13 protein-coding genes and 3 pseudogenes are annotated in these 16,999 nt (G+C 42.1%); 10 read left to right on the top strand and 6 right to left on the bottom strand.

All coding sequences use genetic code 11. The features are described 5' to 3' along the window. The first annotated feature begins 50 nt into the window (after positions 1-50). Positions 51-1,928, top strand: a complete 1,878-nt coding sequence (locus CDC33_RS41535) for a DNA-directed RNA polymerase subunit gamma (protein ID WP_109006746.1) — start codon at positions 51-53, stop codon at positions 1,926-1,928. Positions 1,929-2,018: 90 nt separating this feature from the next. Beyond that, positions 2,019-6,065, top strand: a complete 4,047-nt coding sequence (locus CDC33_RS00070) for a DNA-directed RNA polymerase subunit beta'' (RefSeq protein WP_109006745.1) — start codon at positions 2,019-2,021, stop codon at positions 6,063-6,065. Positions 6,066-6,311: 246 nt separating this feature from the next. Here the strand turns inward: CDC33_RS00070 and CDC33_RS00065 are convergent, their stop codons facing one another. Beyond that, a complete protein-coding gene (locus tag CDC33_RS00065; protein ID WP_109006744.1) occupies positions 6,312-6,884 on the bottom strand; it encodes a Uma2 family endonuclease in 573 nt (190 codons plus the stop codon). Between the two features lie 139 nt (positions 6,885-7,023). Here CDC33_RS00065 and CDC33_RS00060 point away from each other — a divergent pair, with 139 nt between their 5' ends. Then, on the top strand, positions 7,024-8,355 hold the full coding sequence (locus CDC33_RS00060; RefSeq protein ID WP_109006743.1) for a hypothetical protein: 1,332 nt from the start codon (positions 7,024-7,026) through the stop codon (positions 8,353-8,355). Between the two features lie 623 nt (positions 8,356-8,978). Here the strand turns inward: CDC33_RS00060 and CDC33_RS00055 are convergent. Both CDC33_RS00055 and CDC33_RS00050 read right to left on the bottom strand, forming a co-directional pair. Beyond that, positions 8,979-9,416, bottom strand: a complete 438-nt coding sequence (locus CDC33_RS00055) for a response regulator (RefSeq protein ID WP_109006742.1) — start codon at positions 9,414-9,416, stop codon at positions 8,979-8,981. Between the two features lie 299 nt (positions 9,417-9,715). Then, positions 9,716-11,107: a DUF3370 domain-containing protein gene (locus tag CDC33_RS00050; RefSeq protein ID WP_109006741.1), complete on the bottom strand. Its 1,392-nt coding sequence runs from the start codon at positions 11,105-11,107 to the stop codon at positions 9,716-9,718. Between the two features lie 180 nt (positions 11,108-11,287). On the opposite strand from CDC33_RS00050, the gene CDC33_RS41075 reads away from it, so the two are divergent. Beyond that, entirely contained in the window at positions 11,288-11,413 is a 126-nt protein-coding gene (locus tag CDC33_RS41075) for a hypothetical protein (RefSeq protein ID WP_280524384.1), read from the top strand. Between the two features lie 168 nt (positions 11,414-11,581). Here the strand turns inward: CDC33_RS41075 and CDC33_RS41840 are convergent. After that, positions 11,582-11,815, bottom strand: a pseudogene (locus tag CDC33_RS41840) (peptidase C15); the annotation flags it as partial. A 58-nt stretch (positions 11,816-11,873) separates the two neighbouring features. Between CDC33_RS41840 and hisH the strand changes: the two are divergent. After that, a complete protein-coding gene (gene hisH / locus CDC33_RS00045; protein WP_109006740.1) occupies positions 11,874-12,509 on the top strand; it encodes an imidazole glycerol phosphate synthase subunit HisH in 636 nt (211 codons plus the stop codon). Positions 12,510-12,593: 84 nt separating this feature from the next. Next, positions 12,594-13,139, top strand: coding sequence for a 16S rRNA (guanine(966)-N(2))-methyltransferase RsmD (gene rsmD, locus CDC33_RS00040; RefSeq protein ID WP_109006739.1), 546 nt, complete (start codon positions 12,594-12,596; stop codon positions 13,137-13,139). A gap of 129 nt (positions 13,140-13,268) precedes the next feature. Here rsmD and petG read toward each other — a convergent pair whose 3' ends face one another. Then, on the bottom strand, positions 13,269-13,382 hold the full coding sequence (petG, locus tag CDC33_RS00035; protein WP_063721252.1) for a cytochrome b6-f complex subunit V: 114 nt from the start codon (positions 13,380-13,382) through the stop codon (positions 13,269-13,271). Between the two features lie 210 nt (positions 13,383-13,592). Here petG and CDC33_RS00030 point away from each other — a divergent pair, with 210 nt between their 5' ends. From CDC33_RS00030 to CDC33_RS41070, 3 genes are all read left to right on the top strand, one after another. After that, complete coding sequence (locus CDC33_RS00030; RefSeq protein ID WP_109006738.1) at positions 13,593-13,967, top strand: c-type cytochrome; 375 nt, start codon at positions 13,593-13,595, stop codon at positions 13,965-13,967. Positions 13,968-14,577: 610 nt separating this feature from the next. Continuing rightward, positions 14,578-15,372, top strand: coding sequence for a peptidylprolyl isomerase (locus CDC33_RS00025; RefSeq protein WP_109006737.1), 795 nt, complete (start codon positions 14,578-14,580; stop codon positions 15,370-15,372). A 2-nt stretch (positions 15,373-15,374) separates the two neighbouring features. After that, complete coding sequence (locus CDC33_RS41070) at positions 15,375-15,509, top strand: hypothetical protein (RefSeq protein ID WP_280524383.1); 135 nt, start codon at positions 15,375-15,377, stop codon at positions 15,507-15,509. A 450-nt stretch (positions 15,510-15,959) separates the two neighbouring features. Here the strand turns inward: CDC33_RS41070 and CDC33_RS00015 are convergent. Further along, a pseudogene (locus tag CDC33_RS00015) lies at positions 15,960-16,049 on the bottom strand (IS5/IS1182 family transposase); the annotation flags it as partial. A gap of 6 nt (positions 16,050-16,055) precedes the next feature. Here CDC33_RS00015 and CDC33_RS00010 point away from each other — a divergent pair. Beyond that, positions 16,056-16,562 (top strand): annotated as a pseudogene (locus tag CDC33_RS00010) (transposase); the annotation flags it as partial. Positions 16,563-16,999 lie beyond the last annotated feature (437 nt).

Genomic DNA, 16,999 nt, shown 5'->3' with positions numbered 1-16,999 from the left:
TTAAAACTAAATATACTCAAAACTCATAACTCGAAACTCAGCACTTAAGTATGAGACCTGCCCAAACTAATCAGTTTGACTACGTAAAAATCGGCTTGGCTTCCCCTGAACGGATTCGCCAGTGGGGCGAGAGAACATTGCCCAATGGTCAAGTAGTCGGTGAAGTTACCAAGCCAGAAACGATTAATTACCGAACTCTCAAGCCAGAAATGGATGGCTTGTTTTGTGAGCGCATCTTTGGCCCCGCTAAAGACTGGGAATGCCATTGTGGTAAGTACAAAAGAGTTCGTCATAGAGGTATTGTCTGTGAACGCTGTGGGGTAGAAGTCACTGAGTCACGGGTGCGTCGCCACCGCATGGGCTATATTAAACTCGCCGCACCAGTAGCTCACGTTTGGTATCTCAAGGGTATTCCTAGCTATATTTCCATCCTGTTGGATATGCCCTTGCGGGATGTCGAGCAGATTGTCTATTTCAACTCTTATGTTGTCCTGAGTCCAGGTAATGCCGAAACTTTAACTTACAAACAGCTACTGAGTGAAGACCAGTGGTTGGAAATAGAAGACCAAATTTATAGCGAAGATTCTGTGCTGCAAGGCGTAGAAGTAGGTATTGGGGCTGAAGCGCTGTTGCGTTTGCTTGCCGATATCAATTTGGAACAAGAAGCCGAAAGCCTACGCGAAGAAATTGGCAACGCCAAGGGACAAAAGCGGGCCAAGCTAATTAAGCGACTGCGGGTAATTGACAACTTCATCGCTACTGGTTCCAAACCAGAGTGGATGGTAATGGCAGTTATTCCCGTGATTCCGCCCGACTTGCGCCCAATGGTACAACTAGATGGCGGACGGTTTGCCACTAGCGATTTGAATGATTTGTATCGGCGGGTAATTAACCGCAACAATCGTTTGGCACGCTTGCAAGAAATTTTGGCGCCAGAAATTATTGTGCGGAACGAAAAGCGGATGCTGCAAGAAGCAGTGGATGCTTTGATTGACAATGGTCGTCGCGGACGCACTGTGGTAGGGGCAAATAACCGACCCCTGAAATCTTTGTCCGACATTATTGAGGGTAAGCAAGGACGTTTCCGACAAAACTTGTTAGGTAAACGAGTTGACTACTCTGGACGTTCTGTAATTGTGGTCGGGCCAAAGCTGAAAATTCACCAGTGCGGTTTGCCTAGAGAAATGGCAATTGAGCTATTTCAACCATTTGTGATTAACCGCCTGATTCGTAGCGGCATGGTAAATAACATCAAAGCTGCGAAAAAGCTGATATCCCGCAATGATCCCAGTGTTTGGGATGTACTGGAAGAGGTAATTGAAGGACACCCTGTAATGCTAAACCGGGCACCAACGTTGCACCGTTTGGGTATTCAATCTTTTGAACCAATTTTGGTAGAAGGTAGAGCGATTCAACTGCATCCTCTAGTGTGTCCAGCGTTTAACGCCGACTTTGACGGTGACCAAATGGCGGTACACGTTCCTCTGTCGTTAGAAAGTCAGGCTGAAGCGCGGTTGTTGATGTTAGCTTCTAACAATATTTTGTCACCAGCCACGGGTAGACCGATCATCACGCCTAGCCAAGATATGGTGTTGGGAGCCTATTATTTAACAGCAGAAAATCCGGGTGCGACAAAAGGAGCAGGAAATTACTTTTCTTCCCTAGAGGATGTAATTATGGCTTTCCAGCAAGATCAAATTGACTTGCACGCCTATATCTATGTGCGGTTTGACGGTGAAATAGAATCAGACCAACCGGATACAGAACCCCTGAAAGTGACGGAAAACGAGGATGGTACGCGCACATTACTCTATAAGTTCCGTCGAGTCAGACAAGACGCTAAAGGCAATGTACTTTCACAGTATATATACACAACTCCTGGCCGCGTTATTTACAACAATGCCATTCAGGAAGCACTTGCAAGCTAAAAGTGAGGAGTGAAAAGTTAAGAGTTAGGAGTTTGTAATTAATAACTCCTAACTCCTAACTCCTAATTATTAATTTAGGACTAATGATTAATGACTAACGAAAAAATGATTTTTCGCAATCGGGTGGTTGACAAAGGTCAACTGAGAAATTTAATTTCTTGGGCCTTTACGCATTATGGTACGGCGCGAACCGCAGTGATGGCGGACAAACTGAAAGATTTAGGATTTCGCTACGCTACCAAAGCAGGGGTTTCCATCAGTGTAGATGACTTGATGATACCACCAACTAAGCGATTGCTCTTAGAAGCAGCCGAGGAAGAAATTCGCGCTACTGAAACCCGTTATCAACGGGGAGAAATCACTGAAGTAGAACGCTTCCAAAAGGTAATCGATACTTGGAATGGTACTAGTGAAGCTTTGAAGGATGAAGTCGTCGTTCACTTCAAGAAGACTAATCCCCTCAACTCCGTATATATGATGGCATTCTCCGGGGCACGGGGTAACATCTCTCAAGTCCGGCAATTGGTGGGAATGCGGGGACTGATGGCAGATCCTCAAGGGGAAATTATCGATTTACCCATCAAAACCAACTTCCGGGAAGGACTGACTGTGACGGAATATATTATTTCGTCTTACGGTGCCAGAAAAGGTTTGGTGGATACTGCTTTGCGGACGGCTGACTCTGGTTATCTCACCCGCCGTTTGGTGGACGTATCCCAAGATGTGATTATTCGGGAATTTGACTGTGGTACCACCAGAGGAATTCCCATTCGACCAATGACAGAAGGTGCTAAAACCTTGATCCCTCTGGGAACCCGCTTGATGGGACGGGTAATTGGCGAAGATGTGCTGCATCCAGTGACAAAAGAAGTAATTGCACCACGCAATACCCCAGTTACTGAAGATTTGGCCAAGAAAATCGAAAAATCTGGGGTGGCAGAAGTTGTGCTGCGATCGCCCCTAACTTGTGAAGCTGCACGTTCTGTCTGTCAACACTGCTACGGCTGGAGTTTAGCCCACGCTAAGATGGTGGACTTGGGCGAAGCTGTAGGGATTATTGCCGCCCAAAGTATTGGTGAACCTGGTACTCAGCTAACCATGCGGACATTCCACACAGGTGGGGTGTTTACTGGAGAAGTGGCGCAACAAGTTCGTTCTAAAATCGATGGAACTGTTAAGCTTCCCCGCAAACTGAAGACCAGAACATATCGTACCCGCCACGGGGAAGATGCCTTATATGTTGAGGCTAATGGCATCATGCTTTTGGAGCCAACAAAAGTAGGTGATGTTACCCCAGAGAACCAAGAGGTTCATCTTACCCAAGGTTCAACACTATATGTATTTGATGGAAATAAGGTAAAACAAGGTCAGTTGTTGGCAGAGGTTGCCCTTGGTGGACGCACAACTCGGACTAATACAGAAAAAGCAGTTAAAGATGTAGCCTCTGACTTAGCAGGGGAAGTGCAATTTGCCGAAGTTGTTCCAGAACAAAAAACTGACCGTCAAGGTAATACCACAACCACAGCCGCACGCGGTGGCTTGATTTGGATTTTGTCTGGGGAAGTTTACAACTTACCACCTGGTGCAGAATTGGTAGTGAAAAATGGTGATGCGATCGCTTCTAACGGAGTTTTAGCAGAAACCAAGTTAACCAGTTTGCACGGCGGTGTGGTGCGCTTACCAGAAGCTACCCCAGGTAAGAGTACTAGAGAAATTGAAATTATCACTGCTTCTGTGGTACTAGATCAAGCAACGGTGACAGTCCAAAGTTCTCAAGGTCGCAATAATTACTTAGTCTCCACTGGTAACAACCAAGTATTTAACCTCAGAGCCACACCAGGCACAAAAGTGCAAAATGGTCAAGTGGTAGCTGAGTTAATTGATGACCGCTATCGGACAACCACTGGTGGATTCCTGAAATTCGCGGGTGTAGAAGTCCAGAAAAAAGGCAAAGCCAAGCTGGGTTATGAAGTCGTGCAGGGCGGTACTCTTTTGTGGATTCCCGAAGAAAGCCACGAAGTTAATAAAGATATCTCCTTGCTGTTGGTAGAAGACGGTCAGTTTGTAGAAGCTGGCACTGAGGTAGTAAAAGATATCTTCTGCCAAAACAGTGGTGTGATAGAAGTTACCCAGAAAAACGACATCCTGCGGGAAGTTGTGGTTAAGCCTGGGGAACTGCTGATGGTGGACGATCCAGAATCAGTTATCGGGCGAGATAACACCTTCATCCAACCAGGTGAGGAATTCCAAGGTAATGTCGCCACGGAATTGCGTTATATCCAGTATGTGGAGACACCAGAAGGGCCTGCCCTGTTGAGTCGTCCAGTTGTTGAGTTTGCCGTACCGGATAATCCAGATGTGCCATCGACTACATCTGTGAGCCAACAAACCGGGCGATCGATTCAGTTGCGGGCTGTGCAGCGACTACCTTACAAAGATTCAGAACGCGTCAAATCTGTTGAAGGCGTGGAACTGCTGCGAACCCAGCTAGTGCTAGAAATTGAGCAAGAAGGGGAACAAGACCATAATGCTTCGCCCCTTGCAGCAGATATTGAATTAGTAGAGGATACCGAAGACCCAGAAGTTCAACGTTTACAACTGGTAATTTTGGAATCCTTGGTAATTCGTCGAGACATTACCGCCGATGCCACCCAAGGTAGCACCCAAACCACACTTGAGGTACAAGATGGGCTTACTATCGCCCCTGGATCTGTGGTTGCACGTACTCAAATCTTATGTAAAGAAGGCGGGGAAGTGCGGGGCGTTCGACAAGGAACCGAAAACGTGCGTCGCTGTTTGGTATTGCGCGATGCTGACAGGTTGACCATTAATACTAGTACTCAGCCAAAAGTAAAAGTGGGTGACTTGCTAGTAGAAGGTACAGAAGTTGCTCCTGGAGTTTTTGCCCCAGAATCAGGACAAGTAGTGGATATCAAAAGTGCCACTGCTGCATCTGGTGAGGAATCAGCCTTGAGTACTAAAAACTACGTTGTTACTACCCGTATCGGTCGCCCTTATCGAGTCAGCCCTGGTGCTGTGTTGCAGATAGAAGACGGCGATTTGGTACAACGGGGTGATAACTTGGTGCTGCTAGTGTTTGAACGCGCCAAAACCGGAGATATTATTCAAGGTTTGCCCCGGATTGAGGAACTACTCGAAGCTCGTAAACCCAAAGAAGCGTGCATTTTATGTCGCCGAGGGGGTGAAGTTAAGGTAGTTTACGCTGAAAGTGGTGATGAAGCGATCGCTATCAAGGTCGTGGAATCAAATGGCGTGGTAACAGATTATCCTCTAGGCCCAGGACAAAATTTGATTGTGCCAGATGGATCGATTGTGTTAGCGGGACAACCATTAACCGATGGCCCATCCAATCCCCACGAAATTTTGGAAATTTTCTTTAGCCTGGGTTCTGAAGATGGAATCTATGCTTGTGCTAGCCATGCTTTGCAGAAGGTACAGTCATTCTTGGTGAATGAAGTGCAAATGGTGTATCAATCTCAAGGGATTGATATTTCCGATAAACACATTGAAGTGATTGTTCGCCAGATGACCAATAAAGTCAGGATTGATGATGGTGGTGACACCACAATGCTTCCTGGTGAATTGGTGGAACTGCGCCAAGTTGAGCAGGTGAACGAAGCTATGGCAATTACAGGCGGTGCTAGGGCACAATATACCCCAGTATTGTTGGGGATCACTAAAGCATCGTTGAACACCGATAGCTTTATCTCCGCCGCATCCTTCCAAGAGACAACACGGGTACTTACCGAAGCAGCTATTGAAGGCAAATCCGATTGGCTGCGCGGCTTAAAGGAAAACGTGATTATCGGGCGATTGATTCCGGCTGGGACTGGCTACAATACCTATGAAGAACCTGGTGCGATCGATGATTATGCTGCTGAAATTACCAGTAGTGTCTTAGATGAAGTTGATGATCCTCTGGATATGGTCTTAGATGACCGCACAGCTCGCACCTATAATTTAGATTCTCCCACTCTTGGGGAATCTGGTTTTGGTAGCAGACGTGCAGAAAGATCAGTTCTAGATGACGAAGATGAATTAATCGCCGATGAAGTCGCAGACGACGACGATTACGAGGAAGATGAGGAAGACGACGATGATTTCGACGATGAATAGAGACTTGAAATTTCCCATCTCTATTAAAAGTAGGACTTACGCAAAAATTGCTAAAAAGCTTAATTTCTCGAACCGCCAAGACGCCAAGAGCGCCGAGAATTCGTAGAGTGTGCGTAAGTCCTAAAAAGGTAAAAATTAATAAAGGCAAAAGAAAATCTTCTTTTGCCTTTTTATTTTGCTCTCTAAAAACACATTTTTAAATCCTCAATATTCTGGTTTCTACCTTTTGAGCTAGTAGTCAGTCAATTAGGGGGATTCAAAAGTAACGTCTTCATATAAATCTGCAACAGCACACCGAAAATCTACACTTGCCAAATGAATGATGTCTTGCTGTCCATAGGGATAAAGTACCCATTGTCTCTCTGAATTGCGGCGAAAACACTCAACATTTAATCGAGTTTGACTCACAAGTACATATTCCTGAAGTGACTCCATTTGTCGGTAGTCAGCAAATTTATCACCTCGGTCAAAGGCTTCTGTTGTTGGAGATAGCACTTCTACAATTAACGAAGGGTAACGCAGAAAGTTGTTAAAAGCTCTGTCTCGTTGGTCACAACTTACTATAACATCGGGGTAGTAATAGATATTAATCGACTCAATATGTGCTTTGGTGTCTGAGATATAAGTCTGACATCCACTCCCGCGCAAATGATTTCTCAACATTGAAGCAATATTAAGAGAAATAATTACATGGGCGTTACTTGCTCCTGCCATTGCATAAATCTGTCCCTGTCTATATTCATGCTTGATAGGGCTGGTTTCTTCTCCTTTGAGATAGTCTTCTGGGGAAATATAGCTAGAATTTGGAGTTGCAACCATCTGTAATGACCTTGTGTGATGCTTTGTATCTAGTTTAAAGTAAGCTTTACGGCTAAATCCGCATAAATCTAGCAATAGCTAGATGCTGTAATTCTCTCAAGAGCTATAATCTACATCTGTTGCACCGAGAGATTAACTTGTGGATGTCATATTAGAACGATCGCACCAATTAAAACAAGCTTTAGTTGATTTTGTCCTTGATGCTGAAGGCGAACTAGCACAAGCATTGGAAACTTATGCAGCAGCACAGTTGCGCCGTGGAAGTGGGGATAGTACACAGCAGGACTTAATTATCGATAGCTTTCTGACAGCCGGGAAAGTGGGTGATAAGTCTCCATTAGAGTTGTTTATCGAAAGCAATCCAGACTTAGAAGAAAGCGATCGCAACCTGATCAACAGTTGGCATCATAGTTTTATTGGCTTATTTGCCATAACGAATATTCTACCTGATGGCTTTGAATTGACGAACTGGTTGACAGATAAACACTACATCGTCAAGCCAAATAATACTCAAACATTACAGGCAATATCTCGGTTAAAAGTAGGAGAAATTTTACTAACTCGCATTTCTCCTGTTACCGATAGCTACTGGATGTTTTCTGGGCCCTACACAATAATGGGTAAATTAGGTAAACCAAAACTTGCTGTAGCAATTGGTAATTTCAAAGAAAACTATAAAAGTAATCTTTACAGCGATGCTCCAGACTTGCTAGAAGAAGCTTGGCAGTCAGTAGGACAATATCATCAGCAGTTTGTGGACTTTTTTGGCACTGATGAAATCACATTACCTGGATACCAGCTTAATAAAAAAATAGCTGAATTCCAAGAATTAATCACTGAAAAACGTTTTGCAGAAGCAGGAATTGATACTTCTAAATCCTTGGCTGAAGTAGCAGAAGCAGCTGGCATTGGAGACGATGAAATAAAAGCAGCCGCAGAAGAGTTTGGTGCTGATTCCAACGTAGTCTCTCAGATGTTTAATAGCAAAAGCAGTAATAGCAAAATGGTGATGCCAAAGGTTGATTTACCTGCGGAACTCAAGAAAGCAGAACAAGTAACAGCTCTTTCTCATCCTCGTTGGGGACAAATGTTTTTACCAACATATAGTAAGGTACAAGCAATTTTATCGGCAGAGGACTGGCAAAGTGTTCAAGGGGCTGAAAAACTAGTTCGCTATTACCTCGAAGATAAAAGTATTAATGCTTTTATTTGGCATCGGTTAGCGCAACAATATCCAACTAAATTAGAAAATGTCTTGCAAACAGTTCTGCAACGTCCAGAGTTTCGTCTTGAAAGCGACTTGGACGCACTTTTGCAAGAATTCAATAAACCTATTGAGCCAGAGTTACCAGAAATTGCTAGTGTTCCTATACATTTACACAACTTGTTTCAAGAAGCTTTAGGAGAAGTTAACAAATCTAAACCCAAGGGTAAAGGGCAAAAAAAACCAGCAAAGGGTTTTCAACTTTAATTGCATTCTCTGTCTTTTTCATGCAATCAAGTACATTTTTAGAACACCAACGCTTGATACAGAATCAAAAAGGCAGAGATAACACTTAAATACTGTAACGTAAAAAATTAAAATAAGAATGTCCTGAAATTGGGCTAGTACCGCAAGGCAAAAGTCAAAAGTCAAAAGTCAAAAAGCTTTCATTTTTGGCTTTCTGGTTGTAATCAAATGGTAGGTTTATTTCCTCCGACCTGTACTAGATATTTTACAATTGAAAATTATTGGTGTGCAGCGAAGCTATATGATTAATACATTTATTAATGAGAGGTATTACTTACCATGCCGAATAATCTCAGTACAATTCTGAAGAAAATTGTATTATTAGCTTTGAGAGTCTGTTAGTTTAAACTGAGTAGTTTGTAGGAGTGTACAGCTAGCTGTGTACTTGCAACACCGATTAGTACAATCAGTGTCAAAAACGACATTAAGACAGAGTATTTATTAGACTTGTTGGGTAATAAGCTCAAAAATCCTTGAAACCTGCTTGTGGTAAGCTTTTTCTTGATTTCTGACTAAAATTATTGAAACCTAGACTCCCTAAGCCTTTCAGCGATTTTAGTCACTATTTCCCGACAACTCTATTTTTAAAGATTCGTAGATAGCAGGTGAACAATCTCACCTACGATTTCCTCTGGACTTTCAAGCTTGACTAAAAATCGATTAAAGCCAGCATTCAAAGCCTTATGACTTGAGACTTCCCGTGTATAAGAAGTGATAGCGATCGCAGGCAACTGTCTTAAGGATAAGCAAGAATGCACTCGAATCTGCTCAATTAACCAATTTCCATCATGATCGGGCAATTTCACATTGCACAGCAGAATATCGGGATGAAGCGATTCTACCAAGGCAAGGGCTGCTTCTGCATCGCTTAAAGCAATCACCTCTGCACCATCTGCTTCCAAAACAAAGGTGAGCAAATCTGCAATATCTGGCTCATCCTCTACCAGTAAAATCAGGATTCCCATAAGGTGCTGGAGCGAATTTAACTCTGTTTCTTGATTGATTTTTTGCTCGGTTGCCATGCCGTCCTTTTATTGCCTGCTATAGTCTGCTATTTCTATTGCAACGCATGGGGCGGAATAGGTATTCACCCTAAATACACAAATTTGGGGTGAAAAGTTTTATTAATATGAAGAAGTTAATTCACGGATCACATTCACCGCTCTGTTAGGTAAGCGATCGCCCCGAATAATTTATCTATGACCGATATGCCTCTGAGTCGCGCCAAGTTGGTAAACAGTAAAGCTTTGTGACTCAGTTGATTAATATTTTTTGGTAACAGGTAATTAGAGAAAAGCTATTACCCATTACCCATGACTCATTACCGAGGTTCCGCTTGAGTTGAAACTGTTAATACTTGCGGTGGTGTAGCATCTGGCGGATAGAGAAAGTCAACTTCTACTAAAGAGCGATCGCCTGCTTTCATATTTAATAAAACTAAGGGTTCCCCTGGTTGACCTCTCTTTTGCACTAAATGCACAAACTGAGTTCTTGGCTGATTTTGCTCATCTTTGTAACGTATCCGCACTGTACCTCGAAAGAATACTTGACGGGCTGGTGTACTAAGAAAGCGCAACCCCGGTTTTCCCAATTGATCCTCCTTGAGTGGTGTTTGTATCGACACGCTTACAGTTTGAGGACTTCGAGTATTGTTATATAGCGGCAACTTGAGATTATATTGAATCCCATAGTTCCCATGAGCGCGATATGCGGTGTCAGGATAGCGCACCAGCATAGTAGCACTTTGAATTTGACCAGTTCCTAATGTGCCACCATGCAGGCTACTCAGAGGGTAGGAAAACATTTGACCAGGCTGGGGAATAGTCAAATACCTCGCTTTAGGATTATCTACTAATAAAGCTCTCCATCGTGAACCACCAGCCACTCCAGCAACACGCCCGTAAATTCTTGGTTTGCCAGTTTCTTCTAAGGGAGTGGGCGCTTTATCCCGTGGCCCAGCCAAATCACCATTATCTAGTAAATTTTGCCACTCTTCTAAAGTCGGCGTTCCCGCTTCGGGTTGTCGTAGGGATCGCTCACTACCATCGGGATTAACCCGTGCAAACATAGCTAGGCTAGCTGCATAGACAGTGCCATTACTTTGCAGTCGGATCAATGTAGACCGACCATTCAGGGGTGGTGTCAATCCCTGCACAGGAATTGGTAAATTTAGTAACATCCGACTTTGCCCTGGTGGAATCTCAATTTGGGCAGGAAAAATCTCTTGTCGCCGTCCTCTCAGTACATCAGACATGACGCGATCGCCTGGGCCAGCAAAAATTGTACCCAAAAGATTTTGACTAAAAGATGGTAGCTCAATAAATGGTGCATCCGGTTGACTCAAATAACTCGCCGCCTGCAAAATATTCACCTTTACTGCTTCTGAACCAGGGTTGTGCAAAATTATTCCTAGATAGAGCGAGCGCAAATTCTCTGCTGGTTCAGCTCTAGTAATATGATGGGCAAAAATATCAAATCGTCCTCGAAAGGGAAAATTCAAATGCGCCTTTGGCACTTTTTTCCCATTTGGTGGAAAGGTGGAGAGTAAAATTCCTTCTTTCAAAACCAATTCTGGACTATTGCTGTTAAACGTCGGTACTGTATCCAATTGTCCTGGTAAAGGACGCACTTCTTGTGGTTGCACGACTTCTTCAGGTGGTGGCGTGGCAGGAGTTAATTGAGCAATTGGGAAAATTAGTAACAATGGCAACATATACTTAGATATTCATTTCACCATACAGACATTAACCACTTGATGAAAGTGCCAGTTTGTTAATAATTAATACGGAATTTGCAAGAATCCCCATCAAATTTTCTTGATTGAGAACCAGAACATGGGCAAATATACAACGTACCGTGAGTTGTTTTTGGCTTAAGTACTCTGCGAAACACTATGCGAACACAGACAAATTTACCGCAGTTGGGGCTAATCTCAATTGCTGCTGCTCCCCTCACTAATCCTTCTAAATTAACTGCTGTTTGTAAAACAATTGTTTTACAGCTAAGTAAAGCGGTGTAAATAATTAAAGGTTTGTAGTGTTCGCGCAGCGTCTCGTAGAGAGGACTAAAGTCCTCAAATGAGGTCTAAAGCCCTGACTACAAAATAATCTCAAGAGTTTTTACATTACTTAATCTAATTTGATTTATTCTTGCCTAGTTACTTAGCAACTGCTTCCATACTTAATTATGTACGCCTTGCAGCCATGCCACAAAAGATGATGTAATCAGGTTGAATTGCATTGATTTTTTCCATTACCTGAGTACTGGCAAGTTGCACATCTACGGGTAACTAGGGTAAAAAACTTAAATCATCTGGTATCAGATCAAGTTTGGTAACTTCAAATAATAAATCATCAAAAGAATTCGACTGTTCATCTTTTAGGCAAATGTCAAAAGAAGTTAATAGAATTCTTTCCTTCATAACAAATATTATTTAGAATAGAAAAACCCTCCATAATAAATTTACAAGGAGCAGGTGAATGCCAGTAATTGCGGTCGTAGATTACGAGATGGGAAATTTGCACTCAGTCTGCAAAGGCTTGGAAAAAGCTGGAGCAACTCCTAATGTTACTTATTCTCCAAAGGAATTAGAGCAGGCAGATGCAATAGTTCTGCCGGGAGTGGGAGCATTTGATCCAGCAGTCCAACACCTGCGATCGCGTGGTTTGGAACAACCGATTAAAGAAGCGATCGCATCTGGTAAACCGTTCTTGGGAATTTGTTTAGGATTGCAAATTCTCTTTGAATCAAGTGCAGAAGGTACTCAACCAGGACTAGGAATTATCAAAGGAAAAGTGCGGCGGTTTCGCTCAGAACCTGACATCACTATTCCTCACATGGGTTGGAATCAACTGGAAGTTACTCAACCAAAAAGTATTTTGTGGGAGCATTTACCGTCCGATCCTTGGGTATATTTTGTCCATTCTTACTATGTTGACCCAATAGACCCGCTAATCCGTGCAGCAACTGTTACTCACGGTACTCAAACCGTCACAGCTGCGATCGCCCACGAAAACCTGATGGCAGTCCAATTTCACCCTGAAAAATCCTCTAACATTGGATTGCAAATCCTATCTAATTTTGTTGCTCAAGTCCGCGAAAAAATTCCTGCCTAATCCTATTTTTGTTATTTGTTGTTTGTCCTTTGTCTAAAACTTATGACTAATGACCAATGACTAATGACCAATGACTAATAATCAATGAGCCTGAGAATTTACGGGAATCGCCAGCTAAAAACTTTACCTGGAAAAGAAACTAGACCAACTAGTGCGCGGGTAAGAGAAGCAGTGTTTAATATTTGGCAGGGAGAAATTGCAGGTTGTCGCTGGCTAGATTTGTGCGCGGGTACTGGTTCAATGGGCGCAGAGGCTTTGTGTAGAGGAGCCAGCCTAGTAGTGGGAATTGAACAATCGAGCCGAGCCTGTGCCACCATCCAACAAAATTGGCAGCAGGTAGCGAATACCGAGCAAGAACTTCGGGTATTGCGGGGAGATATTTTCCAACAGTTAAAGACTTTATTAGGCAAGCAATTCGATAGAATTTACTTTGATCCACCTTATGCCAGTGGATTGTATCAGCCAGTTTTAGAAGCGATCGCTCACTATCAACTTTTAGATCCTAGCGGTGAAATCGCAGTTGAACACGCCTCACAAGGTTGGACACCGCCAGAGATTCTCGCTTGGGAAATTTGCCGCGAGAAAGTTTACGGCAACACATCACTTACTTTCTATAGAATTGTCCAGTGAGAAAAGAGGGGGCAGACAAAGGAGCAGCAGGAGAAAATTTTATTTTGTCTCCTCATCCCCCTCATATTCCCACTCAAAACTCAGCACATGGCTAAACCATAGCTATCCGCTAACAAAACTCAGCACTGCTTATCCCCCCAACTGATTGGGGCGCTTATATTGCTTATAGGCAGCGTAAAACAGTCCAGCAAGGGTGACGAAAACTAAACCAAGGACAATACCTGATAGTAGGGGTTCAACCACTGTAAATCTCCTCTTTGAAATTATTAAATATTCGTTGCCTGTTTTTGATTTTACCAAATTTCGTATGAATCCTGCGCCCTACAGCCTTTTTGGGGGGTGGCTGCCCACAAGAAAATAGTCTTCTGTGCTTGCAGACACAATCAAGAACTTTTAAGCTATGTGTAGGAAATGAAAACTTTTTAGCACACCTAGATTTTCACAGCAAACCTTTTGGATAACCAGATTACCAAACCTGAAATTTTGATTCAAAGGATCGTTTTATTGACGCTGGCTATACTGCTAGCAGTCTCTTTGGGCTTTTTTGGTGTTCAGTTGGTTCAAGCCTCCGATCCATACGTTAAGAGCGTTCTATCCTTAACAGGAAACCCAGTTCAAGGACACGCGATCTTTCAAATTAATTGTGCTGGCTGTCATGGCTTGGAAGCAGATGGGCGAGTAGGCCCCAGTTTGCAAGCTGTTTCAAAGCATAAGTCTCGATATGGACTGATTCGCCAAGTGATCAGTGGCGAAACTCCGCCAATGCCAAAATTCCAACCTAGCCCCCAAGAAATGGCGGATCTTTTGAATTATTTAGAGTCATTGTAAACGTTAGAATTTTTTATTGTGGGATACATAATAGGACTTTGGGATAGAGGTATAGTGAGCGTAGGCGCAGCCCTTCGTAGACATCGCTCTACCAAAAATATAATGGGAAAAGTCAGATTCAAATGAGACTCGCTATAAAGTGAGTATTTCTGGTTAACTAAAAAACCTTTGTTAGCAGAAGGTTATCTCAAAGCACCCTAGCTCAGTCTGATAATTTCGTCTTCTAACTTGCAGTAGCGACGAGAAGTGTTATTAGTTACTTGAGCGAGAGCATCCCAAATGTGTAAAAACATAATTTGTCATTGCAAGCGTAACGCAGTAAAGCAAAGCAATCGCAATTAACTTGTAACTATTTTGGTAAAATTGCAAAATTGGGATGCTCCCATTCACCTTTATCCTTTTTTTTCACATCTAGTCGTATTTACGTAGAATTTTTGATAAAAACTCATATAAGCTGTATATTTTAAAGTATGTTAAAGCCACTATTTAATTATTACGAAAGTGAAGTTAGCGTACGAAACTCGGTAAGATTAAAACAAAAGCTCCCAGTGAGTAGGCTACGGTTTAGCTTCTTTGACAGACCAGATATTCTTAAGATGCCCGAAAGCTAATGACTGAAGCGATCCAAATCGGTAATCGTACAATCACAGCTAGTGAACTGATTTCCTTACTGGCAAATTACCAAATGCTGCCACATTTGCAGCGCGAATTGATTATTGATGAGGCAATAGAACAAAACTCACGCTCTGCCAACGTAGCAATATGTACACCTGAGGAAGTAGCCCAAGCTAAACAGCAGTTTTACGCTGAAAAACAGTTCAAAAATGAAGAAGACATCCAGACTTGGATGGCAAATCAAGGGCTGACTCCCGAACAACTAGAAGTCATTATCACTCGTAAGCTTAAAATTGAAAAATTCAAGCAAGCTACCTGGGGTAATAAACTAGAATCCTACTTTTTTCAGTCCAAGACAAAACTAGATAAAGTAATTTATTCTCTACTGCGAACCCAGGATGTGGGAATAGCCCAAGAACTTTACTTCCGGATTCAGGCAAAAGAAAACTCTTTTGCTGACTTGGCCCGTGAATATTCACTGGGGCCAGAAGCCCAAACTGGAGGCTTAGTAGGCCCGATTGAACTGAATGCACTACATCCGATAATGGTGCAAATGCTATCTAGTAGTCAACCCGGTCAGATATTGCCCCCTACCCGCATCGCCGACTGGTTCGTGATTTTGCGGTTAGAAAAATTTATCCCAGCACAACTGGATGAATTTATGAAAGTGCGGCTACTCAATGAACTCTTTGAAACCTGGCTACAAGAACAGCAAAAGCAAATCATGTCTGCACCACTATCAGAGGCGGGGACGAAACAACACGGAGAGGGTGATCAACCTTTAACCTAAGTATGGGAGGTGACTTCTATGCTTGGTTGGTTTTAAAAGTGAAGATAGCGATCGCTTTGTTAGTTTTTCAGGCTAGACGAGCGATCGCTTTTGATATTGTTCATATAGTAGGTGGAATCCACCTCATTAATTTTTAAAAAGTGGAATCTCGCTTTTATCAAAATAAAATAAGGGTAGTTAGACTAAAGATTAGGGAACTTGCAGCAGAAAGAAGTTGGACAATCAAAGAGGTGGCTGAAGATGCTAAAGTAAATACAACACAGTGAAAACTGACGTTCGATATTCTGGGATGAATATAGTTGATCTTATAGCAATTCTTTAGAACTCTTGCATAAATATTTTGTGGTATAATTAAAAGTTATTTCAATTTTGGGACATTAAAATAGTAAGAGGTTATCATTTTCTTCTAGCAAGTATTATCTGGCGATCGCTAGTTAGGAAGATGGCAGCAAACATCATTTCAGTCATTGATTAATACTGAAATTATTTGATTAATTCGATTTTTTTATCCAATTTTTATCCGATTTATATGGCTAATTCGTGATTATAAATTCCCGCGATTAAATTCGATCTTAACCCAAAACGTCGATGACGATTAAAACTTGGTCTTCAATAATTAATTTAGGACGGCGGCCAGGCTTCTTCTTTTGAGCATCAGCTTTAACCACATCAACCATTAATTATCAACAGATTATGTCAAAAGGCAGTATATAGGAAATTTAGGAAAGATTCAGAATGGAATTGTTGTAGTAACAGCATATGGTATGTTCTGCGGAATGACCTTTCCATTACTGTTTGAAGTATACAAGCCTCGTGAAACTTTGAAGCCAGGAGATAAGTACCTGACCAAACCACAAATAGCAGCAATGCTTATGAAAAAGCTCAAGTCAATGGGCTTTAAATTCAATTTGGTATTGGCAGATAGTTTATATGGTGAGAGTGGGACTAATTTTATATCTGTGTTAGATGAAATGAGTCTCAATTATATAGTCGCAATTCGCTCAAATCATTATGTAGAGCTACTTCCAAAGCAGCGTACTCAATATTTAGATTGGCAGAGATTCAAAAGTGTCTTTTCTGATCTCAAGAGTGAAAAAAGATTTATTAGAGAGATAATTCACGGAAAACGTGGAGAACACAGATATTGGCAGATCACAACAGACATTGAAAAATTGCCAGGAAACTCTACTTGATTTTTATTTTTCCTCTGCCTAAAGTGACAAAAGCGTCCGAGGAAAGCGATCGCATTCCCAATGGATGTAAAGAAACATTTCTGTTTCTTAGAAGAGGGTTATTATCCTGTAAATTTAAATCCTGAATTTATAAAATCGAACCTTCAATAAAAGCTGCCCATGAATTATTTAATCTCTGTTTAACCTGATTTTTAATAAATGAATCATAAGTCTGATGAGGAAACTCCTAATATTTCGGATATAACTCTTTCGACTCATCAACTCTAGCTCATCAACAATTAGCAAAGCGTTGTCATAACGTCCATCAAGAATAGACTTTCTTAAATCCCAAATTTATTGAGTCATAAGTCATAGCAATTTATCCAATCCTAAATTCAGCATAAACGAAAACCCCCTAGCTGTTATAAGAGCTAGGGGGTTTTCGTTTGTATAAT

Origin of the sequence: Nostoc commune NIES-4072, assembly GCF_003113895.1 — a bacterium.
In the GTDB taxonomy this organism is placed as follows: Bacteria; Cyanobacteriota; Cyanobacteriia; order Cyanobacteriales; family Nostocaceae; genus Nostoc; species Nostoc commune.
Note: the sequence above shows the minus strand (reverse complement) of the source record. Positions and strands in the feature narration are given on the sequence as shown.

Coding starts and splice junctions, on each gene's coding strand:
- CDC33_RS41535 (WP_109006746.1), top strand. CDS start 51: ATGAGACCTGCCCAAACTAATCAGTTTGACTACGTAAAAATCGGCTTG.
- CDC33_RS00070 (WP_109006745.1), top strand. CDS start 2,019: ATGACTAACGAAAAAATGATTTTTCGCAATCGGGTGGTTGACAAAGGT.
- CDC33_RS00065 (WP_109006744.1), bottom strand. CDS start 6,884: ATGGTTGCAACTCCAAATTCTAGCTATATTTCCCCAGAAGACTATCTC.
- CDC33_RS00055 (WP_109006742.1), bottom strand. CDS start 9,416: ATGGCAACCGAGCAAAAAATCAATCAAGAAACAGAGTTAAATTCGCTC.
- CDC33_RS00050 (WP_109006741.1), bottom strand. CDS start 11,107: ATGTTGCCATTGTTACTAATTTTCCCAATTGCTCAATTAACTCCTGCC.
- CDC33_RS41075 (WP_280524384.1), top strand. CDS start 11,288: ATGCGAACACAGACAAATTTACCGCAGTTGGGGCTAATCTCAATTGCT.
- hisH (WP_109006740.1), top strand. CDS start 11,874: ATGCCAGTAATTGCGGTCGTAGATTACGAGATGGGAAATTTGCACTCA.
- rsmD (WP_109006739.1), top strand. CDS start 12,594: ATGAGCCTGAGAATTTACGGGAATCGCCAGCTAAAAACTTTACCTGGA.
- CDC33_RS00025 (WP_109006737.1), top strand. CDS start 14,578: ATGACTGAAGCGATCCAAATCGGTAATCGTACAATCACAGCTAGTGAA.
- CDC33_RS41070 (WP_280524383.1), top strand. CDS start 15,375: ATGGGAGGTGACTTCTATGCTTGGTTGGTTTTAAAAGTGAAGATAGCG.